Source organism: Sphingomonas sediminicola (assembly GCF_014489515.1).
GTDB classification, from domain to species: domain Bacteria; phylum Pseudomonadota; class Alphaproteobacteria; order Sphingomonadales; family Sphingomonadaceae; genus Sphingomicrobium; species Sphingomicrobium sediminicola.
The window spans coordinates 1,260,209-1,282,245 of record NZ_CP060782.1; the positions used below are offsets into that span (position 1 = coordinate 1,260,209).

General features: G+C 62.9%; 15 protein-coding genes and 1 tRNA gene. 3 read left to right on the forward strand and 13 right to left on the reverse strand.

Features of this window, described 5'->3' with window-relative positions; genetic code table 11:
- Positions 1 to 105 precede the first annotated feature (105 nt).
- Together H9L14_RS06755 and H9L14_RS06760 are read left to right on the forward strand one after the other, a co-directional pair.
- The gene (locus H9L14_RS06755; protein WP_425506902.1) at positions 106 to 927 is read left to right on the forward strand and encodes an NAD kinase; all 822 of its coding nucleotides are present in this window, start codon (positions 106 to 108) and stop codon (positions 925 to 927) included.
- A gap of 72 nt (positions 928 to 999) precedes the next feature.
- A tRNA-Asn gene (locus H9L14_RS06760) sits at positions 1,000 to 1,074 on the forward strand.
- Positions 1,075 to 1,224: 150 nt separating this feature from the next.
- Here H9L14_RS06760 and H9L14_RS16595 read toward each other — a convergent pair.
- The 6 genes from H9L14_RS16595 to addA form a co-directional block, all read right to left on the reverse strand.
- Complete coding sequence (locus H9L14_RS16595; protein WP_281389443.1) at positions 1,225 to 2,316, reverse strand: L-glutamate gamma-semialdehyde dehydrogenase; 1,092 nt, start codon at positions 2,314 to 2,316, stop codon at positions 1,225 to 1,227.
- Positions 2,292 to 3,470, reverse strand: coding sequence for a proline dehydrogenase family protein (locus H9L14_RS16600; RefSeq protein ID WP_425506903.1), 1,179 nt, complete (start codon positions 3,468 to 3,470; stop codon positions 2,292 to 2,294). The genes H9L14_RS16595 and H9L14_RS16600 overlap by 25 nt, the downstream gene beginning before the upstream one ends.
- Positions 3,471 to 3,508: 38 nt before the next feature.
- The gene (locus tag H9L14_RS15700; protein WP_246444532.1) at positions 3,509 to 4,375 is read right to left on the reverse strand and encodes a proline dehydrogenase family protein; all 867 of its coding nucleotides are present in this window, start codon (positions 4,373 to 4,375) and stop codon (positions 3,509 to 3,511) included.
- On the reverse strand, positions 4,354 to 7,089 hold the full coding sequence (secA, locus tag H9L14_RS06770; protein ID WP_187709705.1) for a preprotein translocase subunit SecA: 2,736 nt from the start codon (positions 7,087 to 7,089) through the stop codon (positions 4,354 to 4,356). The genes H9L14_RS15700 and secA overlap by 22 nt, the downstream gene beginning before the upstream one ends.
- A gap of 212 nt (positions 7,090 to 7,301) precedes the next feature.
- Positions 7,302 to 7,622, reverse strand: a complete 321-nt coding sequence (gene trxA / locus H9L14_RS06775) for a thioredoxin (protein WP_187709706.1) — start codon at positions 7,620 to 7,622, stop codon at positions 7,302 to 7,304.
- Positions 7,623 to 7,684: 62 nt separating this feature from the next.
- Entirely contained in the window at positions 7,685 to 11,098 is a 3,414-nt protein-coding gene (gene addA / locus H9L14_RS06780; protein ID WP_187709707.1) for a double-strand break repair helicase AddA, read from the reverse strand.
- Between the two features lie 71 nt (positions 11,099 to 11,169).
- Here addA and H9L14_RS06785 point away from each other — a divergent pair, with 71 nt between their 5' ends.
- Complete coding sequence (locus H9L14_RS06785) at positions 11,170 to 11,316, forward strand: hypothetical protein (RefSeq protein WP_246444534.1); 147 nt, start codon at positions 11,170 to 11,172, stop codon at positions 11,314 to 11,316.
- Between the two features lie 2 nt (positions 11,317 to 11,318).
- Here H9L14_RS06785 and addB read toward each other — a convergent pair whose 3' ends face one another.
- The 7 genes from addB to H9L14_RS06815 all read right to left on the reverse strand — a co-directional run bounded on the left by addB (position 11,319) and on the right by H9L14_RS06815 (position 21,991).
- Positions 11,319 to 13,463, reverse strand: a complete 2,145-nt coding sequence (addB, locus tag H9L14_RS06790; protein ID WP_343070243.1) for a double-strand break repair protein AddB — start codon at positions 13,461 to 13,463, stop codon at positions 11,319 to 11,321.
- Complete coding sequence (locus H9L14_RS16970; RefSeq protein ID WP_343070244.1) at positions 13,400 to 14,224, reverse strand: PD-(D/E)XK nuclease family protein; 825 nt, start codon at positions 14,222 to 14,224, stop codon at positions 13,400 to 13,402. Before H9L14_RS16970 ends, addB begins: the two co-directional genes overlap by 64 nt.
- On the reverse strand, positions 14,217 to 14,978 hold the full coding sequence (locus tag H9L14_RS06795; RefSeq protein ID WP_187709708.1) for a nucleotidyltransferase family protein: 762 nt from the start codon (positions 14,976 to 14,978) through the stop codon (positions 14,217 to 14,219). Before H9L14_RS06795 ends, H9L14_RS16970 begins: the two co-directional genes overlap by 8 nt.
- A complete protein-coding gene (locus H9L14_RS06800) occupies positions 14,975 to 15,961 on the reverse strand; it encodes an aminoglycoside phosphotransferase family protein (protein WP_187709709.1) in 987 nt (328 codons plus the stop codon). The genes H9L14_RS06795 and H9L14_RS06800 overlap by 4 nt, the downstream gene beginning before the upstream one ends.
- On the reverse strand, positions 15,958 to 16,392 hold the full coding sequence (gene tsaE / locus H9L14_RS06805; RefSeq protein ID WP_187709710.1) for a tRNA (adenosine(37)-N6)-threonylcarbamoyltransferase complex ATPase subunit type 1 TsaE: 435 nt from the start codon (positions 16,390 to 16,392) through the stop codon (positions 15,958 to 15,960). The genes H9L14_RS06800 and tsaE overlap by 4 nt, the downstream gene beginning before the upstream one ends.
- Complete coding sequence (locus H9L14_RS06810; protein ID WP_187709711.1) at positions 16,389 to 18,746, reverse strand: PAS domain-containing sensor histidine kinase; 2,358 nt, start codon at positions 18,744 to 18,746, stop codon at positions 16,389 to 16,391. Before H9L14_RS06810 ends, tsaE begins: the two co-directional genes overlap by 4 nt.
- Before the next feature lie 149 nt (positions 18,747 to 18,895).
- Positions 18,896 to 21,991: a TonB-dependent receptor domain-containing protein gene (locus H9L14_RS06815; RefSeq protein WP_187709712.1), complete on the reverse strand. Its 3,096-nt coding sequence runs from the start codon at positions 21,989 to 21,991 to the stop codon at positions 18,896 to 18,898.
- Between the last annotated feature and the right edge of the window lie 46 nt (positions 21,992 to 22,037).

Genomic DNA, 22,037 nt, shown 5'->3' on the forward strand with positions numbered 1-22,037 from the left:
GCTCCCGTCGTCCCGCCGAAACCGGCCATTAAGGCCTCGCCCCACAACGGGACAGTGGCGCGCCCTGCCAAAATCCCTATGCTCGAAAGCAGAAGGGAGCGGCAGTTGAGCGCTGACGCAGCCAAGATCGGTGGTGGCAAAGAAAAGGTCGACCTTGCCGGCCTGAGGATCGGGTTGCTGTCGTCGCACACGGAGGTCGCCAAAGCGGCCGAGACGATGCTTCGTCGCCGTTACACCTGGGCCAAGGAAGAAGAGGCGGACACCCTCGTGGCGCTCGGCGGCGATGGGTTCATGCTCCAGACTCTGCACGCGATGCTGGATGCCGGAGTACCGAAGCCAGTGTTCGGAATGAACCGGGGCACGGTCGGCTTCCTGATGAACGAATGGCGGCTGGACCGCCTCGCCGAGCGCATCGCCGGTGCCAAAGCGATCCGCGTCGCACCGCTGCAGATGACAGCGACAACGGTTTCGGGAGAAATCTTCCGCCACGCCGCAATCAACGAAGTATCCCTGCTTCGCGAGACGCGGCAGACCGCGAAGATCGAAATCCTGGTGAACGGCCGGGTTGCCCTGCCGGAACTGGCTTGTGACGGCGTTCTTGTCGCGACCCCCGCGGGATCGACCGCGTACAATCTCTCTGCGCGGGGCCCGATCCTTCCGCTTCAGGCCAAGATGCTTGCCCTCACGCCGATCAGCCCTTTCAGGCCACGCCGCTGGTCGGGCGCTATTCTCCCTGACGACACGGCCGTCTGTTTCCGGATCCTGGAAGCCAAGAATCGGCCGGTTTCCGCTGTTGCCGACCAGAAGGAAGTCCGCGAAGTCGCGAAGGTAGAGGTCCGCCTGGACCGCGAAAGATCGCTCACATTGCTGTTCGATCCGGAGCATGCGCTCGACGAGCGGATCGCGATGGAGCAATTCGCCACCTGAAGGGTCAACGGCACTTGCCTTTGGAGTGAGCTTCGCTATCTAGCCGCCTCGCCCTGCAGCAATGCGGGTCGCTCCCCGGTAGCTCAGCGGTAGAGCGTTCGACTGTTAATCGAATGGTCGCCTGTTCGAATCAGGCCCGGGGAGCCATTTTTTCGCGCAAATGCAAACGGAGCGGCCAGGCTTTCGCCCGACCGCTCCGGCGGAGCGCGTTCGTGCCTGGGAAGGCCACCCCGCCCTCTAAAAACGGCTGCTCTTTCCTGCCGCTCCCCGGTGTCCCGTGAAGGGACAAACGAGGCTTTAGCCCTCGATCGCTGCCATCAGGGTAGCGTTGCCGCCTGCTGCGGTGGTGTCGATGCAGGTGACCCGCTCGGTCGCGAAGCGCGCGACGTAATGCGGCCCGCCGGCTTTCGGGCCCGTTCCTGACAAGCCCTCGCCTCCGAAGGGCTGGCTTTCCACCACCGCGCCGATCTGGTTGCGATTTACGTAGAAATTGCCGACGTGGGCATGCGCCTCGACGTAATCGCGCACCGTGTCGATGCGACTCTGAAGCCCGAGGGTCAGTCCGTAGCCGGTCGCATTGATGGCCTCGACGACTTTGTCGAGCTTGTCGCTGGCAAAGCGGATGACGTGAAGGATCGCACCAAAGTTTTCGCGATTCAATTGGCTTAGCGACTGAATCTCATAGAAAGCGGGAGGAACGAACCAACCGTTCGCAGCCTCCTTTGGCGCGTTCAATCGGCAGATCTTTTGCGCATTATTGTCGAGCCACTTGAGGTGGTCATCGAGCACTTTCTTTGCAGCCTCGTCGATCACGGGGCCGACGTCGGTCGTCAGGTCACTCGGGTCACCGACCTTCAGCGCCTCCATCGCGCCGGCGATCATCTCGATCATGCCGTCGGCAACGTCTTCCTGGACGAACAGGACCCGCAGGGCCGAGCAGCGCTGGCCCGCGCTCTGGAATGCCGACGAGATAACGTCGCGAGTCACCTGCTCGGGCAAAGCCGAGCTGTCGACGATCATCGCATTCTGCCCGCCGGTTTCGGCAACGAACGGAATGATCGGGCCATCGCGCTCGGCCAGCGTGCGGTTGATCATCCGCGCGGTCTCGGTCGAGCCGGTGAAGACGACGCCCGAAAGCAGCGGATGAGCAGTCAGCGTTCCGCCGACTACCCTGCCCGAGCCCGGTGCGAGCTGGACGATGTCCTTGGGAATGCCCGCCTGATGCATCAGCTCGATAGCCAATGCGCCAATTAGCGGCGTTTGCCCGGCTGGTTTCGCAATAACCGCGTTACCGGCAGCCAACGGCGCCGACACCAGGCCAGTGAAGATGGCGAGGGGGAAATTCCACGGCGAGATGGCCGCAATCACCCCACGGCCGTGCAAGCGCATTTCGTTCCGCTCTCCAGTGGGACCCGGAAGCGGGAGGGCCTAGTGAACTGCCGGCGCGCTTCGGACGCGTAGAAGCGCAGGAAGTCGATCGCTTCGCGAACCTCGAGCACCGCGTCGACCAGGGTCTTTCCGGCTTCTCGTGTGCAGAGCGAGAAGAACTCCTCCGCATGCTCTTCGTAAAGATCGGCCGCTCGTTCGAGCAACTTTGCGCGCGCTTCGCCGCCAAGCGCATCCCAGGCGACCTGCGCAGCGTGCCCGGCACGAACCATCCGGTCGACGTCATCGGCCGTCGCTTCAAACGTCATACCTACAGTGATCCGATGGTCGTGCGGCGAGACGATCGGCCTGCCCTCACCTTTTCCAATTCCCGGCTTCGCTGACCAGCTGCGAGCCTCAAGCTTTTTCAGCCGCTGCATCAACGGCTCGCGCACCAATGGGTCGCTGAGGTCGACTCCGGCGCTGTTGCGGCGCCCGTTCCCGAAAAGTTCGCTCGGCAGGATGATATTCGGATTGCGCTTGGGCTGGAGAGCTTCAAGATCTGCAACCGGATCGCGAACCAGGTCGTCGAGACTGACATGCTCGTCCGCGATACGGTTGACGAAGGAGGAATTGGCGCCGTTTTCGAGCAGACGGCGTACAAGATAGGCCAGCAATTCCTTGTGGCTACCGACCGGAGCGTAGATCCGCACCGGCGTCTGCGGGTCGCCGATCGCCTTTTCGAGCTTCGCGACTTCCTCATACAGCCCCTCGCCCATGCCGTGCAGGCGCTGGAACTCGAACGGCGTCTTGCCAGCGAGCGCCTTCACGGCGGCGATGGTGTTGGCGTTGTGCGTGGCGAACGCCGGATAAATCGCATCCTTTGCAGAGAGCAGGATCTTGGCACACGCGAGATAGGAAACGTCGGTCGCAACCTTGCGGGTGAAAACCGGATAGTCCGGCAATCCCGCAACCTGAGCGGCCTTGATCTCCGTGTCCCAGTAGGCACCCTTCACAAGGCGGACCATCAGCTTGCGCCGATGAGCGCGCGCGGCTGAGACCGTCCATTCGCAGAGTGGCAGAGCGCGCTTCTGATACGCCTGAATCGCTACGCCCAGTCCGCCCCAACCATTTGCGAACAGGCTGTCGTTTAAAAGTAGCTGTTCGAGCATGTCCATCTGAAGCTCGAGGCGGTCGGCCTCTTCGGCATCGATCGTCAGGTGGACGTCAGCCTTGCTCGCCTTATGCGCAAGCTCCTGCAGGATCGGCAGGATGAACGCCTTCGCCTCTTCGGCATGGCTCCATTCGTAGCGGGGTGGAGCGCCGACAGCTTGACGGAAATTCCCGGCGACTTCGCGAAGCCTCCCTTGGCCTCCTTGGCGATACGATCGAGGGCATTGCGGTAAGCGTCCGCGTACCGTTCCGCGTCCGCCATCGTCCGCGCTGCCTCCCCGAGCATGTCGAAACTATGCGTCAGCCCCTGCGACCGTTCGGGTGCGGCCCGGCGAAGCGCCTCGTCGATCGTGCGGCCGAACACGAAATTGCGGCCGAGGATCTTCATCGCCTCCCGGACTGCAGTCCGGACGACCGGCTCGCCAAGCCTGCCAACCGCGCGGCCAAGCGCGGCCTTCCAATTGTCGGAGCGGTCCGACGCGCCTTCCAGCACCTTGCCCGTCAGGAGCAGGGAAAAGGTCGCTGCGTTCACGAAGGAGGAATCCGACTGGCCCAGTTTTTCGGCCCAGTCCGGGCCCGAGAGCTTGTCGGCGATCAACTCGTCGGCGGTGTGTGCATCAGGGATACGCAGCAGCGCCTCGGCAAGGCACATCATCGCGATGCCCTCGTCGCTGCCAAGGTCATAGGCCTGCAGGAAGGCGTCGAGACCCGACGGCTTATGCGAGCGAACGCCCTTCACCAGTGCTCGAGCCGTCGCCGTCGCCTCGCCCAGAGCGGCGCTGTCGAGACGGGCCTGAGCAAGACGTTCACGCGCGACGAATTCCTCGTCGGCCCGATAGGCATGCCTCAGCTGTGAACGGTCAACCTGCGCCGGTTCCGGCATCGCCGTCAGGCCAGCTGGCCGTGACAATGCTTGAACTTCTTGCCCGAGCCGCACGGACAGGGCGAGTTACGGCTGATTGGCTGCTCGACCGTCTCGCCATTCTCACCCTGCGGCAAAGCCGGCTGCGGGATGTTCAGCGACGAAATGCCGAGGCTCGACAGGAGTGATCCTCCGGCATCCACGTCGACAGTATCGTCCTCGCCCGACAACGGGTCGATGTGCTGCGTGATAAAATCGGGAAGCTCGAGCGGCGGCGGTTCCTGGAACTGGACCTGAGCGCGCATGAGCACCCGCGTCACTTCCTCGCGGATCGAGATCAGCAGGCGCTCAAACAGCAGGAAGGCCTCCTGCTTGTATTCGTCGATCGGCTTCTTCTGCGCATAGCTGCGAAGGTGGATGACCGCCCGAAGGGCATCCAGCGTGGCCAGATGCTCTTTCCAGAAGTGGTCGAGGGTCTGGAGAAGGATGTTCTTCTCAACCTGGTTCCAGCGTTCGGGCTCGAGCTCGCTGAGCTTGGTCGCCATTGCGTCGTCTGCGAGCTGCTGGACCCGCTCGATGATCAATTCCTGCTCGACCGCCTCTTCCTCGAGCCAATCGTCGATTGGTGGCTGAAGGCCGAATACGGCTTCGACGCTCTCCTTCAGGCCTTCCTTGTCCCACTGCTCGGGATAAGTGCCCGGCGGACAGAAAGCCGTCACGATCGACGCAACCGTCTCCGCGCGCATGTCGGTGACGACCTCGTTGACGTCCTCCGCATCCATGATGTCCGCGCGCTGCTCGTAAATGACCTTGCGCTGGTCGTTCATCACGTCGTCGAATTCGACGACCTGCTTGCGGATGTCGTAGTTGCGGGCTTCCACCTTCTTCTGCGCCGTCTCGATCGCCTTCGAGATCCACGGGCTGATGATCGCCTCGCCGTCCTCAAGGTTCTTGTTCATCAGCCGCGCGAACATCGTCTGCGGCCCGAAGATGCGCAGGAGGTCATCGTCGAGGCTCAGGTAGAAGCGCGACAGTCCCGGGTCGCCCTGACGGCCTGAACGACCGCGAAGCTGGTTGTCGATGCGCCGGCTCTCGTGGCGCTCAGTTCCGAGAACGAACAGGCCGCCCACGTCGAGCGCTCGCTGTTTCTCCTCGATGATCTCAGCGCGGACTTTCTCGGCCTGCGCCTCATATTCCGGCGTCCCCGCGACGAGATGCGCGAACTCGTCCTGCATCCGGAATTCTAGGTTACCGCCAAGCTGAATGTCCGTTCCGCGGCCGGCCATGTTGGTGGCGATGGTAACCGCTCCCAGGCGACCCGCCTGCGCGACAATATGCGCCTCGCTTTCGTGGAAGCGGGCATTCAGGACAGAATGTTTGATGCCCTCGCGCTCCAAGAATTCCGAGAGCATTTCGGACTTCTCGATGGAGACGGTACCGACCAGCACCGGCTGGCCGATCTCCTGCCGATGTTTGATCTCCTTCGCGATCGCAGCGAACTTGTCGGTGATGTTCTTGTAGAACTCGTCGTCCTCATCGACGCGCTTCACCGGCACGTTGGTCGGGATCGAAACGACATTCATCCGATAGATGTCGAAGAATTCCGGCGCCTCGGTCATTGCCGTGCCGGTCATTCCCGACAGCTTCGGATACATGCGGAAGTAGTTCTGGAAGGTGATCGAAGCGAGCGTCTGATTCTCCGCCTCGATGTTGACGCCTTCCTTCGCCTCGACTGCCTGGTGGAGACCGTCCGACCAGCGGCGTCCATCCATCATGCGGCCGGTGAACTCATCGATGATGACGACCTTCTCGTCCTTCACGATGTAGTCGATGTCCCGCTTGAACATCACGTTCGCCTTCAGCGACTGGTTCAAGTGGTGGACGACCTGCGTGTTGGCGATGTCGTAGAGGTTGCGGCCCTCGATCAGACCCGCCTCCTCGAGCATCCGCTCAGCCTTTTCGGTGCCGTCCTCGGTAAGGACGACGGACTTCTGCTTCTCGTCCTTGTCATAGTCTTCGGCGACTAGGCTCTTCACGATCTTGTCGACGGAGACGTAGAGCTCCGACTTGTCGTCGGTCGGGCCGGAAATGATCAGCGGTGTGCGGGCTTCGTCGATCAGTATCGAGTCCACCTCGTCGACGATCGCGAAGTTAAACGGCCGCTGGACCATCTGCTCCCGCGAATATTTCATATTGTCGCGGAGGTAGTCGAAGCCGAGCTCGTTATTGGTCGCGTAGGTGATGTCGCTTTCGTATGCCTCGCGCCGCTGCTGGTCGGTCAGGTTGGGCACGATCACGCCCACCGTCAGCCCGAGGAAGCGGTAAATCTGACCCATCCAATCCGCGTCGCGGCGGGCGAGATAATCGTTTACCGTGACTACGTGGACGCCCTTGCCGGGTAGCGCATTGAGATAGGTCGCGAGTGTGGCGACGAGCGTCTTTCCTTCGCCCGTCTTCATCTCGGCGATTTCGCCACGGTGAAGCGCGATGCCGCCGATCAACTGGACGTCGTAATGCCGCTGGCCGAGCGTCCGCTTCGCCGCCTCACGAACCGTAGCAAAGGCTTCCGGTAGCAGATCGTCGAGCTTGACTCCATCGGCCAGGCGGCGGCGAAAAACCTCGGTCTGACCGCGAAGCTCATCGTCCGTCATGGCCGAAATCGTGGGCTCGAAACCATTCACGGCATCGACGTATTTTCCGAGGCCTCGGACATAGCGGTCGTTTGCCGATCCGAAGATGCTCTTTGCCAGTGCGGCGATCATGGAAATCCTTTACGTGCCGGGCGCTTGGACGGGCCTGAACGACTGCCCCCACACAGCCGGCAAATTGTGGCGGGCGATGTAGGCAGCGCCCTAAGCGTAGTCAATGAAAGGCAGTCTTAATGGGAGCGCTGGAATGCAGCCTGGCCCAACTGCAAAAAATCGGGCCCGGCAAGCGCGGGCCCGACTAATTCAATGCATTCCGCCGGAAAGACCTAGAGGTTGCCCTCGAGCCACTGCTGGATCTGGCTGCGCGGAGCTGCTCCGACCTTCTGTGCGATCGGCTGACCGTCCTTGAAAAGAAGCATCGTCGGGATGCCGCGAACGCCATAGCGGCCCGGCGTGTCCGGGTTCTCGTCAATATTGATCTTCACGACCGAAACCTTGTCGCCAAGTTCGTTCGAAATCTCCTCGAGCGCCGGAGCGATCATCCGGCACGGGCCGCACCACTCCGCCCAAAAATCCACGAGAACTGGACCCGAAGCACCCAGCACATCGTCCTGGAAGCTCTGGTCGGTGACGGATTTGGTGGCCATTTCAACATGTCTCCGTGACAAAAGTTAACAGGCATATGGGACTGTGCGCGATAGTCTCAACACTACAGTTCGAAGAGCTGGGGACCGCTCGTGTAGAGCAAGGCGGCGCGTACCTCCCGACCCGGAAAAATGACTCGCAACGCCGCTGTATAGGCGCTCATCTGAGCCTTGTGGGAGGCTGGAATCGCATCGTGCGATTGCGGCACCTTGCCGGTCTTGAAGTCGACAACCGAAATCCGGTGTTCTTCGACCAACAGACGATCGACGGTCCCCGCGACGACCGTCCCGTCAGCGATGGTTGCCGCTATTGGAGCTTCCGCGAGAGATCTTTCGCCAAACAGAGCTGAAAAGCGCGGATCCGACAGGACTTCGCAGACAGTATCCGCGATTTCGCCGCGGGCACCTGCATCCGTCATCCCTGCGCTTCGCTCCAGCCATCGTAGTGCGGCAGCGTGACGCTGTAATCGTTCTACGTCCGCGAGCCGTTCCAGAAGCAGGTGTATCATCGTACCGCGCTCGGCCGCGAGGCGCATGGACTCGCTCGGAGGCGGCAGTGACTCGCGATCCTCGGCAATTGCCGAAGGAGCGAGCGGCTGCGGGGGACGCGCTTCAGGAGGCACGCGTGTCGTCGCCCACGCCGGAATGCTCGGGCGAGCGAGCGCGGCCGACACAGACTTCGCCTTCACTGCGCCTGCCGGGACTCCCCCCTGGTAACGAAGTGCAGACCCCCAATGCTCGTCCTCGATCCAGTGGGCGCCTAGCGACACAAGTGCCCGCTCGACGCTCGTATGCCAGGAGTTCTCGGGACGGATTCCGTCCTTTGTCTTCGGCTGCAGGCCAGCGATCACGAGCCGCTCCTCGGCGCGGGTCAGCCCAACATAAAGTAGCCGCCAATGCTCCTCGAGATCCCGCGCTTCCTCTTCGACGATCAGTTCGGAGAAGGGCGAAACGCGTTCCGCTTTGCGGGGCCGAATGAGCGGCACTTCGCCCGCTCCGGCAACGGGGAAATCGAGCGTCCTCGATGTGCCACCAAGCTTTGCCGGGTCGGCGGTAGCGTCGGCGAGGATTACGACGGGGGCTTCCAAGCCCTTGGCGCCGTGCACGGTCATTACTCGAACCGCATTCGCCGGAGCGGAAGGGTCGCGTTTGATTTCGACCTCGCCGCGCGAAAACCACGCCAGGAACCGGTCGAGCGACGCTATTTCCTGATGCTCGAAATCGAGGGCGCTTGCCAGCAGCTCGTCGATGGGGTCGCGAGCAGCCATACCGAGGCGACCATAGAGCTTGCGCCGTCCGTCCATTGGTCCGGAGAGGATGGTCTCCAGAAAGCGGTGGGGCGTCGTAAAGTCGGCCGTCGCAAGGAGTTCGCCGAGCTGGTCCCGGGCCGTCCGGAATTCAGGTTTCAGGTCGGCGCGTTCGCCGAGCCTCTGCCACAGCGATATGCCTCCCCGTCCGTAGGCGAGCTCGAGCAAAAGCTCCTGGCTCCAGCCCATCAGGGGAGAAACCAGCAGGTTCGCGAGGTTCAGGTCGTCCAGCGGCTGTGCAGCGAAGGCGACGGCTGCGAGCAGATCCTTGACGGCCAGCGGCTCCTGGAGATGCAGGCGGTCTATACCCGCTACGGGCACACCTTCTTCGAAAAGGCGCGCGACGATCAGCGAAGCCAGTTCGCCGCGGCTTCGGACTAGAATGAGCACATCGCCGGCGCTCAGCGGTCGTTTCGTAGAGGCAAGGATCGGCGCCTCTTCGATCCAGCGCCGCACTTGCCTGGCCAACGCGCTGGCATACAGGCGGGCCTCCTCGCCGAGCCAGCCTTCCTCCCCGTCCTCACTGTCCTCGACGTTCTCAACCGCGAATGGCTTCCAAAGTTCGACGACACCGGGACGCGCATGAAAATGGGCGCGGTGAAGGTTCGGGTGATCGGGAAGGCCCATGTTTCGGTAGCCAACATCACCGATGACGGCGTCCACAACGTCGAGAACAGCTGGTGCTGACCGATAGCTCGCCTCGATGGAAAGATCGCGAAATTCCAGCGCCGCGCCGGCCCGCGCATCTTCGTCGGCCTCCAGCAGTGCCGCGGACTGCTGCCGAACCCAATCGCGAGCGCGCTTGAACTCCTGGGGGTCCGTACCTTGGAAGCCGAAAATCGCCTGCTTGAAGTCGCCGACCATGAATATGGTCCGACCACGGCTCTCGACCGCTCCCACTCCGGCGAAGAACTCGGCAGCAAGCGCCTGAACGATCTCCCACTGTTCGCGGTTCGTGTCCTGGGACTCGTCGACAAGGATGTGATCGGTTCGCCGGTCGAGCTTGTAGCGAACCCACTCGCCCATCCCCGGCCTGTCGAGCAGCCGCCGCGTCCAAGCGATCAGGTCGTTGAAATCCGCAACTCCGGCGCTTCGCTTCGCCTTCGTGTAAATAGCCGCAAACGCCTGCCCGGCCCGCAGTCCCGCCGCCATTTCGCCAGTCAATCGAACGCCATTCTGCACCGCGAGCAAATCGCCGATCAGGGTCGCGAGGCGGCCCGCATGATCCTCATAGGCCGGCTCCACTTTCGTCTGGCCCGTCGAGACACGTGGGGTACCCTTGTCCGTGAGGACGACTTTGCGAAGTTTCTGCAGTCCTGCCGCCCGCTCGATCGGCGTCAGTTCGAGCCAGTCTTCGATGGCTTGGGCATAGGTGAGGCCGCTTTGCGCGCCCCACCTGCGGTTGGCATCGGCAATTGCTTCGAGAAGGTCGCAATCGAAGCGATCCTCATGGCAATGGTTAGCAAGAAAGTCCTCAACCGAGCTGTCTGGCAGGTCCATCAGATGCCGAAGCGCGGGTTCGATTTTCTCCGGTGATCCGAGCGCGGCCATCGCGTCCGGCGATTGGGCGCAGAGCATCAAATATTTGACGGCCCCTTCCTCGCCTAGACGGAGGCTGAGGCACTGGACGTCGGCAATTAGCTGCTCGTCGCGGCGAGATTCGGCGTCGGCAAGCAAGCCAGCCAAGGTTGTCTTCGCCAACTCTTGCTCCGCACGGCCCTCGATCGGCTTGAAGCCGGGCGTTATTCCCGCTTCTGCCGGGAATGCGGATAGAAGCGTCTGGGCAAAGCTATGGATCGTCTGGATGCGCAGGCCGCCCGGAGCCTCCAAAACCTTGGCGAACAGACGCCGCGCTCGCTGAAGCGCGGCCGGATCGTTCGGGCCGCGCAGAGCGTAGAGTTCCTTGCGAAGCTGAGCATCCGACAAGCGTACCCAGGCCGCCAGACGCGCACCGATGCGGTTCGCCATCTCCGCCGCACCTGCCTTCGTGAAGGTCAGGCAAAGGATCGATTCTGGATCGGCCCCGTTCATGAGCAGGCTGAGCACTCGACCGGTCAGGACCTGCGTCTTACCCGAGCCTGCCGATGCCGACACCGAGGCATGGACGTTCGGATCGACCGCCGCGGCCTGCGCTCCCTCGAGAATTGGAAGAGGCTTGAAGCGTTTTCCCATCAGCCTTCCGCTTCCATTGTCGGCTCGTCGAACATAGATGTGCGCGGAAGAAAGGCATTCAGGGGTTCGAGATGGCCGACAGCAACGACAGGGATGACGCCAGCGAGCAGCGCAGGTCGAAGCTCGTGAAAGCCGGCGTCGCGGTCGGGATCGGATCGGCCGCCATCGTCGCCGCGCTCCTCTACGCTTCCAAGATCAAGAAGAAGCCGCGCCGATAGCGTCATTTGCGGCCGTACCATTCTTCGAGCCGCATCAGCTGGTCGTAATCGCCATAAGGAGCGTAGGCCGGGTTCAGCTTAGCGGTGAACGGCTCCACGCCGGTCAGCCACTTTCGCGCGGCCTCGCTGAAGTTGCGGTGGGCATGCTCCAGGAACCCGTCCGGACCCATCTTCTTGTCCGGGCGGACGCATTTGCCGAACTGGTCGCCGTATTTGCTGAGCGACCAATATTCGTGAGTTCGCGCGTGGCCGGATATGCCTTCGAACCCTCCGGCCTCCGCGATTAGGCCAAGTAGCCCCAGCTGCAGAGAGAAGCCGGCCTCGACGGCCTTCTGCGCGGGCGCCTTGCCGGTCTTGTAATCGACAATTGCGAGCGCCCCGTCCGGCAACCGGTCGATGCGGTCGGCCTTGCCGTGAAGCAGGACTCCATCGAGCTTAACCTCGCCCCTTTTCTCCGCCGCTATCGGAAGGCGGCCCAGCGCCTGGTTCGTAACCTCCTGCTCTTCAATCCACCGGATCGCCTCCATAAGGCGCGGCTGCCATAGGGCGCGGAGCATCGGATGAATGGTCTCGCTCGCGAGAAGAGACCGCGCGCGGTCGACTAGCTTTGCAGGGTCGCAACCCTCGTCGCGAAGCCAAGCCTCGAGAACCTCGTGAACTGCGGTTCCCTTCCAAGCGGCACTGTGGTCGGCATCGACCGGATCGAGACGGCGCAATCCCAGGACCGCCTGCGCATAAAATGCGAACGGATCAGCCTTCAGCCTGTCGACGGACGTGACCGAGATCTTCGTTGGCCGCTGTTCACGCGGCGGCTTCGGCGCCGGACGGTCGACGGGCCGCGGAGCTCCGGGGTCGTCCAGTGCGAGCGCAAGGCGCTCCAGCCTCGTGTCGCGCACAAGGCCACCGGTCATGGCCTGAAGCCTGAGCCACAGACGCGACGCGATCGTCGGCGAACGGCTGTCACGGCGCGCCCGGGTAATGCGCACGTGTGGCGCTCCCAGTGCGCTGGCAAAGTCGTGCGCCGAAAGCCCGACCCGGAACTCGAGGTTCGGCAACCCGAGATTTGCGCGAATTCTGGGTGCGAGCCAGGGATCAGGCGAGGGAAGCGACGGCCATACGCCTTCGTTCAGTCCACCCAAGATCATCAGGTCCGCCTGTTGAAGACGGGCTTCAAGCAATCCCCAGATGAAGACCCGGGGGTGTCCACCGTAAGGTGGTCGGATGCGAATGCCGTCGAGCAGCTGCCCAATGATCGGGACAGCGTCCTCGGAAGCAATCGCCAGGTCTGAATCAGGAAGGGACTGGATTCGGGCGAAGAGATCGGCCGCGGAGCGACCATCCAACCCGGCCCAAACCCGATCACCCGCAAGCTGCTTGGCGGCCCCAGCTATTCCAGAGGCAAGGTCCGAAAGCGTGACCGCGAACTTCAGGCCTTCGAGCTTGCCCAAATGAGGGCGGATGCGCTGCCACGCCTTCACGCAGCCTCGAACCTCCTTCTCCTGTCGCGCGAAATGCTCGTCGAGCCCTTCTAGCCCACTCGCCGGCCTCGGACCGCGCAATGCGCGATCGAGCACGCGAACATCGTCGACCCATTTGCGGCGAGCTTCGCCCTCACCGCCTACCAGCGGATGCTTGAGCAGGGCGAGCAAGGCCACCGGTGCCAGGTCCTCAGCCGCCGCCGACGCAATAGCGAGCAACAAGGTCCCCGGCGGAAGCTGCGAAAGCGCACGCCCCGCGCTGTCGTCAGCATCGATCCCCCAACGGCGGAGAAGCGCCGAGACTCGCTGCGCCAATAGCCTGTCTGGAGTTACTAGCGCTGCAGTGCGGCCCGAAGTTTCCAGCGCCTCGCGAATTGCCAGCGCTATTGCCTGCGCCTCTGCCGCCGGATCGGGTAATTCCGCGGACTTGATGCCTGTCAATCGGCGCTCAGCCGGCTTGAGCCCATTCCACTTGTCGCTGAAATCCGCGGCGGTCATCGCATGCGAGACCGCGCGAGTGCGAACGGCCGGTGATGCCGCCCTTCCCGATGACGGCCACAATAGGACCTCTCCTCGCGCGACGCCAATTCGGTCGAGCAAGACCTTCAGATGAAATTGGGGTGGGTTTCCTCGGTGCGGCCCCGGTCGTCCGGGCCAAGCGCATCCCACTCTTCGTCGGACATTGACCCGGCTAGGCTGAGGCCCGGAAGAACGACCATCCCTTCCGGCATTCGAGCGACCCGCGCCAAGACCGCTGCGATCGCGGGAGCAGCCGTCGTAATGCCCGCTGCGACGGTGAAGCCGGTTGGCGGTTTTTCAGCCCAGCGGTCGGAAGTGCGTCGAAGCAGGCGATTGCGGCGATCGGTCAGATCGATACGTCCTCGCTCGGCGAGGATCGCTGGCCACCGTTCGAGCACCGCCCGGAATCGCTCCAGCGCCTTCTCCCAATGGGCGGCGAGCTCCGGCGCATCCGCGACGGCGTCGGCGAGCCTTGCGGGATCGACCTCCTCGATGATCAAGGCGTCGATGGTTCGGGCCAGCTCGGAAGCGAGGCGCATCGCTTCGGCGGCGGACTCGTCGGGTCCGCGCACCAATGCCGCGAGCATCGCCATTCGCTCCAACGGCTCGATCGCAGGCGGCACGGGCTCCTCGTCACCAGCGGGATCGAGCGCGCCGCCGATCCGCTCGTCCAGCTCCGGATCACCGATGGGGATCAGGCGGGGCAACAAGAGGCCGGATCCGCTCGCCCGAACGAACGCATCGGTGATCGTCCTGACAGCACGGTTGTTCGGAAGGAGGATCCGGCCCGAAGCCAGCCGAAGTGGGTCGTCCCCGAATTTCGCGATCAGGCCCGCCGCAAGCGAATCCGCGAACGAGCGATGCGTCGGTATGCTGTAAACGGCAGGGCGCGCAGCGCGGCCGTCAGACATTCTGCAAGAAAGCTTCGGTTTCACCGATGGACTTCGGTGTTCCGACGTCGAACCACAGGCCTTGGTGGACCGCTCCGAAGCAGCGGCCCGCCTCGATCGCACGATCCCAGAATACATTCGTTGAGAAAGCTCCGTCGGGCGCGTCCTTTAGGAGCGCCTTCGACACGATTTGAATCCCGGTGAACACGAACGGGGCAACACGCGACTTCTCGCGGCGCCGGAGGCGCCCGGTCCGGTCCATGTGGAAATCGCCCAAGCCGCGATGATTTTGGGCTCGCGCGTGCGGCACGAGCAACAGAAGCGCGTCCATCCGCGCGCTATCCCAGTGAGAAGCCAGCAGCTTGAGCGTATCGGCCGGCCCATCGACCCACAGGTTATCGCTGTTGACTACCAGGAACGGGTCGTCGTGAATCAGCGGAGCCGCCTTCACCATTCCACCCCCGGTCTCGAGCAGCAGGCCTCGCTCATCGGAAATGGTGACGTTCAGGTCCTGCGCCTTGGCCGCGAGATGCGCTTCGATCGAACCGGGAAGATAATGAACGTTGACGACGATGTTCTCGACACCCGCTGCCCGAAGCCGGTCCAGCACATGATCGATCAGCGGCTTGCCCGCGACCTCGATGAGCGGCTTGGGCCGAGTGGCGGTCAGCGGGCGCATTCTCTTGCCGAGGCCAGCGGCCATCACCATCGCTGTCTTGGGCACATCCGCCGCGACTTCGGCGCGGAGCCTTAGTGCACGGCGTGCAGCGGTCATGCGGCTTCTTTCCACGGGGCCACGCGATAGTCCGCGCCGACATTGGCATCGAACCATTCGCGAACCGGCTCCAGGCCGGGCTGCGAGAGATCGCGTTCGAGCAAACCCCACATCCGCGGCTGGAAATGCGTATAGTGCGGCTTGTTGTCGCGCTTCCAGAGGCGGGTGAAGACACCAAGGATGCGCGTGTTGCGCTGCGCGGCCAGCGTCCAATAAGCTCGCTCGAAATCCTGCCCGTTGCCGGTTGCCTCAATGTAGCGGTCGAGCATCGCTCGCTCGATTTCCTGCGGAACATCGCGTCGGGCATCTTCGAGTACGGACGCAAGGTCGTAGGCGGGATGGCCCGCGAGAGCGTCTTGGAAATCAAGCAGACCAAAATGGGCCACACCCTCGCGGCCTTCCACCAGCATCACGTTCTCGGCATGGTAGTCGCGAAGGACGGTAACTGGTGCCAAACCATCGTTCGCAACCGGCTCGAGCACCTTCGTCCAGGCGTCCCGGTATGCCCCGGCATCAACGGACAATCCTACCGCCGGACAATACCAATCGGTGAATAGCTTCAGTTCTTCCAGCCACTGTTCGAGACCGTGCGGCGGCAGGCCCGGCATCGGCTCATGCCGGTGGAGGTGGATGAGAACGTCGGTCGCGAGCTCGTAAAGCTCGCGCTCGCGCGACGGTTCGCTGTCGAGATATTCCCGCAACCGCCAATCGCCGAAGTCGCCGAGCAGAAGTAGTCCCCGTTCAATGTCCCGAGCCAGGATTTCCGGCGCTGTAAGGCCCTTCTCGGCAAGCCACTCGGCAACGGCGACGAACGGCCGGACATCCTCACGCTCGGGCGGCGCGTCCATCAGCACGGCCGAGCGATCGCCCTGGACTATCCGAAAGTAGCGGCGGAACGATGCGTCGCCTGCGAGCGGCAGGATTTCGGCTCCCGCCCATCCGCAGGAAGCGAGGAATGCGGGCGCGTGGGGCGGCGGAATCATTGAGGAGGCCATCGCGACTGCCATGAAGGCGGGACTTTCGCTGTCAAGCGCCTCGCGTTGCCTTCAGCAAATTCCAAGGTGAGTCCAAGGGCTTGCGGCCACGCCTGATCGCCCGCTTTTTCCGGCCATTCGATTAGTAGAACGCCGTCTGCCGCCGCTTCGAGGCCGAGCTCTTCCAACTCACCGACATCGTTTATCCGAAACAGGTCGACGTGCCAGACGGGCGGTTCGAGGTCCTCATAGGGCTGAACGATCGCGAAGCTCGGGCTCGGCGCCTCGCCCTCATGACCAAGCGCACCGAGGAAGCCTCGTGCCAGCGCAGTTTTCCCCACACCGAGTGGCCCAGACATTGTGATCACGTCCCCGGCTCGCGCGGCACGGGCAAGCAGCCTCCCCAAAGCTTCGGTCGCTTGTTCATCCGCAAGATTCATTTGCTTCCGCGCGGGATGGTCAGGGTCACGGTCGTCCCCTTCCCCTTCTTCGATTCCAGCTCGACATGACCACTGTGTGCCTCGATGAACTGCCGCGTCAGTGGAAGGCCAAGGCCAAGCGCAGCCTCGCCGCGGACACCAGTCTCGTTGATCCGGTCAAAACGTTCGAAGACACGCGGCAGGTCCTGCTTGGAGATACCGATACCGTTGTCGACGATCCGGATCACGGCCTGTTCGTCATCGCCCGATGCTTCAATCCGAATGCGACCCTTCTTGTCGGTGTAAGCGATGGCATTCGTAAGCACGTGCTCGATCGATTCCCTGAGGCGTCGGACGTCACCGAACGCAAACCCCGTGCTGGGCGCAATGTCGACTTCCAGCTTTTGGTCCTTTTCGATCGCTCTCGGCTGGACCGTGTCGACCGCCATCCGGCACAATCCCGACAGGTCCACTCGCTCGCGCTCCAAAGCGATCCCGCTCGCCGTTCCCTGAGTTAGCGCGAGGACGTCGTCGATCAGCTTCGAAAGGCGGTCCACCGCTTCGAGGATGGCACTCACGTAATCGGCTGCCGCCGGAGCCAGCTTGCCCGCATAACCACCAGCCAGCATCTCGGCGAATCCGCCGATCGAAGTCAGAGGGGTCCGCAGCTCATAACTGACATTAGCGACGAAGTCGGTCTTTACCCGATCGGCTTGCTCTAGCGCGGTCGCGCGTTCGCGCAGCGCCTCCTGAATGCGCGTCGAGTCCGTCACATCGACCATCGTGAAGAGCGCATTTCCGTCTGGCAGCGGTACCGCCGCGAATTCGAAATGCCTGCCGTCCGTCAGCGAAATGTGGCCACTCGCGGGCTGGCGCTCATTCGTCGTGTGCCGCACCATCTCGCGAATCTGGGCGGCAGCGGTCGGATTGACGAGTTTCCGAGCCATCGCCGGCACCAGCTCGTCGACACGCGGGTGTTCGGTCAGCCGTTCTTCCTCAAGATCCCAGACGTCGCGGAACCTCTTGTTCCATAGGTAGAGACGGCCGTCGCTAGCGAAGACGCTGATGGCCTCGAACAAATTGTCGAATGTCGCAGCGCGAACCCGCAACAAGGTATCGCGCGCGGACGCAAGCCTAACCTGCTCTGTGCGGTCCTCCAGGAACATGCGAAGGCCGCCGTCGGGAAGCGGCTGAGCGACCATTCTCAGGTGATCGCCGTCGGCGAGAATCCAGTCCTCCTCGATGACCTCCTGAGGACTGGTGAACCACTCGCGTTTCTCGGCCTTCCACACGGGAAAGTCGCGGACCTCCGGAAGGCGGTTGCGCTCCCGCATCCGCTCCAGGACGCGATCAAATTCGGGCGCTTCCGCAAGCCATTCCGGATCAAGCTGCGCCATGACTGCAAAAGGCTGGTTGAAGAAACTGACATTGCGATCGGCGTCGAACTGGACCGTGCCCGCGGTCATGCGGTCGGCCAGGTCACGCTGAGATTGCACGTGGCGGGATAGCTCCGAGCGGGCGTCTTCCAATTCCTGGATATCGATCGCGAAGCCGGCGACCGCGCCTGTCGTCAGCGGCACGTTCACAATGCGCATCACGCGCCGCTCGCCACGAATTGTTGCAGGCTGGATGCGTGTCTGGAGCCTGCCGGATTCGAGCGCCGCCTCCGCCGAAGCCCGCGCGCTATCCTGTCCGCTTGCATCGACCAGCTCGATCGACCGGGAAATGACGTCCGAGGCATCGCGTGCTTCCACAGCCTCGACAAAGGCGCGATTGACAAGGCCGAGCCGTAAATCGGGGCCGCGGTACCACATTGGAAATGGGGCGGCCTCGATCAGGTGAGTGAGCGAATCGAACGCTGCTTCGGTCTGCCGGATGCGAAGTGACAACTTCGACCGTTCCGCCTCCGCTGCGCTGGTATCGGAGAACCAGAGAAGGATGGTGCCCGCGGGCTCATGGGCCGGAGCAGGACCGCCACGCACATCGAACACGCGGTCCGATCCGGAGGCCCTCACCTGGCGCTGTATCGACGTTCCTGAGAGGGCCGAAGCGTCCACTGCAGACTTCAGCGCGGCCAAGTCCTCGTCGATCAGTCCTTGATCGTCGCCGCCAAGATCAGCCCATCGCGTAACGGAGCGCTCCAACCCGAGTTCTCTCAGGAGGCGTTGATCCGCTTCGAGCGATCCGTCCGGTCGAACGAGAAGCGGTCGCGCTGGCGCAACGTCGAGAAGAGCCGCCATCGACGTGGCAGCGTCAATGACTGCCCCAGCTTCCCGCATTCGGCGCACGGCAAGCACGAGCAAAGCGGCTGCGATCGCGAGCCAAAGACCCGCAATCACCAATGCCAGCCATGCTGAGCCCCCCAGCTCGCCCATTCGTCTCCCTACTTCGCGAAGCGATCATGACTTTAGTCGCTGAGCTACGCTTGCAAAGGATAGAAAGCGCCCCGTCGCAACCATCGGAGCAAAATAAAAAAAGACGGCGGGATTTCTCCCGCCCGTCGAGTTGTTCGCTTGGACCGATCTTAGAAGATCTTGGCCTGCGCGTTCACGAAGAACGTACGTCCGCGCATGTCGAAGCCCGACTGCAGCGGAACGTTCGAGATCGTGTTCACGAACGGATCCTCGGCGGTGATCTTCGGCGGCTTCTTGTCGAAGATGTTCCGAATACCGAGCGTCAGGCTGTAGCGGTTCGACGGCTCAAAGCGGATCGTGGCCGTGTGCAGCCAGTAGTCCGGCATCGAGAAGTCGTAGACAGCCGGATCGTAACCCAAGTCCTCGGTGAGGAACCGGTCGTCCGTTCCCTTGATGTAGTCGACGCCCCAGCGCGCGTACCACGAGCCCCAATCGTAACCGATGTGAGCAGTGCCCGCCCACTTCGGATTGCCGATCGAGCCGGCGTAATCGACCGCTTCCGAGTCCGGGTCGGTCTGGTTCACGCGGTCGATAATCTTGATCGCCTGGACGCCGATGTCGAGCTTACCTGGGCCCAACTCGCGATCGTAACGGAGCACGAAGTCAATGCCCTTCACGATATCGGTCGCGATGTTGATGTAGGTCTGCACGACCGACAGCGCTCCCGTACCCGGTCCCGTGTAAGGCGCGCGGGTCACGAACTGACAGTATTCCGGGTGAGTGCCGTTGTAGCAGCCACGGGTCAGGGTACCCGCACCGAGCTGCGACACACCGCCGTTGATCTCGACACGGAAGTAATCGATCGCCAGCGAGAGGTTACCGAAGTCCGGACCAAGGGTCGGCTGGAGAACCCCGCCGAAGGTCAGGTTCTTCGACGTCTCGGCCGACAGACCAGCTTCCGCACCACCACGCTGGAAGACAGTGACGCTTCCGTTGTTGATGAAGTTGTTCGGAAGCCCCTGAGCCAGACAGTTCGCCCGGATGGTCGGGTTGGTGACGTTGAACAAGCTGGTGCAAGGATCCGTGCTTTGCGCCGACAGGAAGCCCGTCGTCGATCCCAGGAACTGCTCGAACAATGCCGGAGCGCGGTACGACGTTCCGTAGCTGCCGCGGAACGACAGCCAGCGGGTCGGCGAGTAGAGACCGCCGATCTTGTAGGTCTCGTCCGAACCGTACGACTTATAATCCGTGTAGCGGCCCGAAGCGTTGAGCGTCAGAGCCTCGGCGAACGGTACGTTCTTGAGGATCGGGAACTCAAGCTCGGTGAACGCTTCCCAGACACTGTCCGAACCACGGGTGATCGGAGCGGACGAGAAGTTGTACAGGTTGTTCCGCTGCGCGTCTTCCGACGGGACGTCGTTGATGCTCGACTTGCGGTACTCCATGCCGACAACCATCTGCGCGTCGCCGCCCGGGAGGCGGAACAGCGGACCGTCGAGGGTGAGGTTGGCAGTCCATTCGCGGAACGCCGTGTGGCCGACGACATCGTCCGTCACATAGTCGAACCACGCAGGCGCAGCCGTGCGAGCCTGACCACCGATGATCGCGCCGCTGATTGGCGGAGCGGCAACGCAGCCACCCTGAGTGTTGCGGCAGACGAAAGTGCCGGGGGTTGCACCCGGGACCACGTCGAGGCTGCGCTGTAGACGGTCGGCAAGGATCTGCTCGAAGCTGTACGTACCGTCCGGCCAGCTCTTCGCTGCGTAGAGGTCGTAGCGCCACGTCGGCAGGAACGGCAGGTCGCCACGGAAACCGCCGGACATCTTGACGAAGTCCTGGGTCTGGCTGCTGTCGTAGATGCCGTAGTCGGCGAACACGCGAACACCGATGTTCGAAGCCGTGCTGACGCGCCTCGGAATGCTGGTGAATAGACCGCCATTCGAAGCAAGGAGCAGCGGGCTGTTGACCGGATAGTCCAGCGTGAACTGACGCTGGCCGTTCTGCTGCGACTTACGACGGGTTGCGAGCAGCTCGAAGTAGAGCTGGCCGTTGCCGAAGAAGTCGGTGTCGTACGTGCCGGTCAGGTAGCCGGTGTAGTTCCGCGTCGGCGAAATGATGTCCTGCTGGAGCATCGACGGCGCGAAGGTGTCACGAACGTTCAGGTTCGTACCGAAGCCGGCGCCAGTGGTGTAGTTGTACAGAAGGCCACCAACGCACTCGAAGCCCGGCAGGGTCGTTCCGACCTTGGCCGGATTCGGACGCCAACGGTTACAATAAAGGTAGTAACCCGGAGGTGCCGTCTCGAAGCCCGGGGCGAGGTCAGCCGGGTTATTCGTGAAGTAGAAACCGGTGCCGATCGTGTTGACCGTCACACCACCCTCTTCAAGCGGCCAGCACTTGTTCGAGTCGTTCACGCCGAGCGGGCTCAGGCGGCGCTGCTGCGGGCAGCGGGCCCAAGGCTGGTCGCCCTGCGTGATGCGGTTACGGTCGAACAGCTCAAGCGATCCGAGAATCGAGAAGCGCTCGCCCGACGTACCGGCGGTGATCGCGTAACGCTGCGTCGTGCCGGCGCCGATTTCCGGAGCGCCAACCGAGACTTCCGCGGCGATGCCGTTGAACTTGCTGAGCGTGACGATATTGACGACGCCCGCGACTGCGTCCGAACCGTAAATCGACGACGCACCGGTGTTCAGAACCTCGATACGGTCGAGAATGGCGTTCGGAAGGACGTTCAAGTCGGCCGCGCCAACCTGACCGCGCGTACCGGCCGGAGCAATGCGGCGACCGTTGAGCAGGATCAGCGTGCGGGTCGGGCCAAGGCCGCGCAGCGACAGCGTGTTGACGCCCGGACCACCCTCGACGACGAAGCCGCCGAACGTGTCGTTGATCTGGCCCGTGCCGCCGGTGACGCCGACGCTCTGAAGAACTTCAGCCGTCGAGTTGAAACCTGCGTCGACCGCAGCCTGACGGTTGATGATGGTGACCGGATCAGCGGTATTGAAGCGGTCGCGGCGGATGCGCGAACCGACAACGACGACGCCGCCTTCTTCACCAGCCGGGGTCGCAACTGCGCCCTGCTGGATGGCTTCGCCCGCCGGAGTGTCGGCGGCCGGGCAATTTGCCTTCGGATCCCGCTGGTCGGCTGGTGCCTGGCACGGGTCACGATCCGGATTGACCGGATCCGGTGTCTGCGCGTTCGCAGGCGTCGCAACCGCGAGCGCTGCGAAGGACGCAGACGTCAGAAACGCATAGGAAAGTGAGCGCATGGCTATTTCGATCCCCTCGGAGGTGGTGATTGGTTCCCCGATGGGT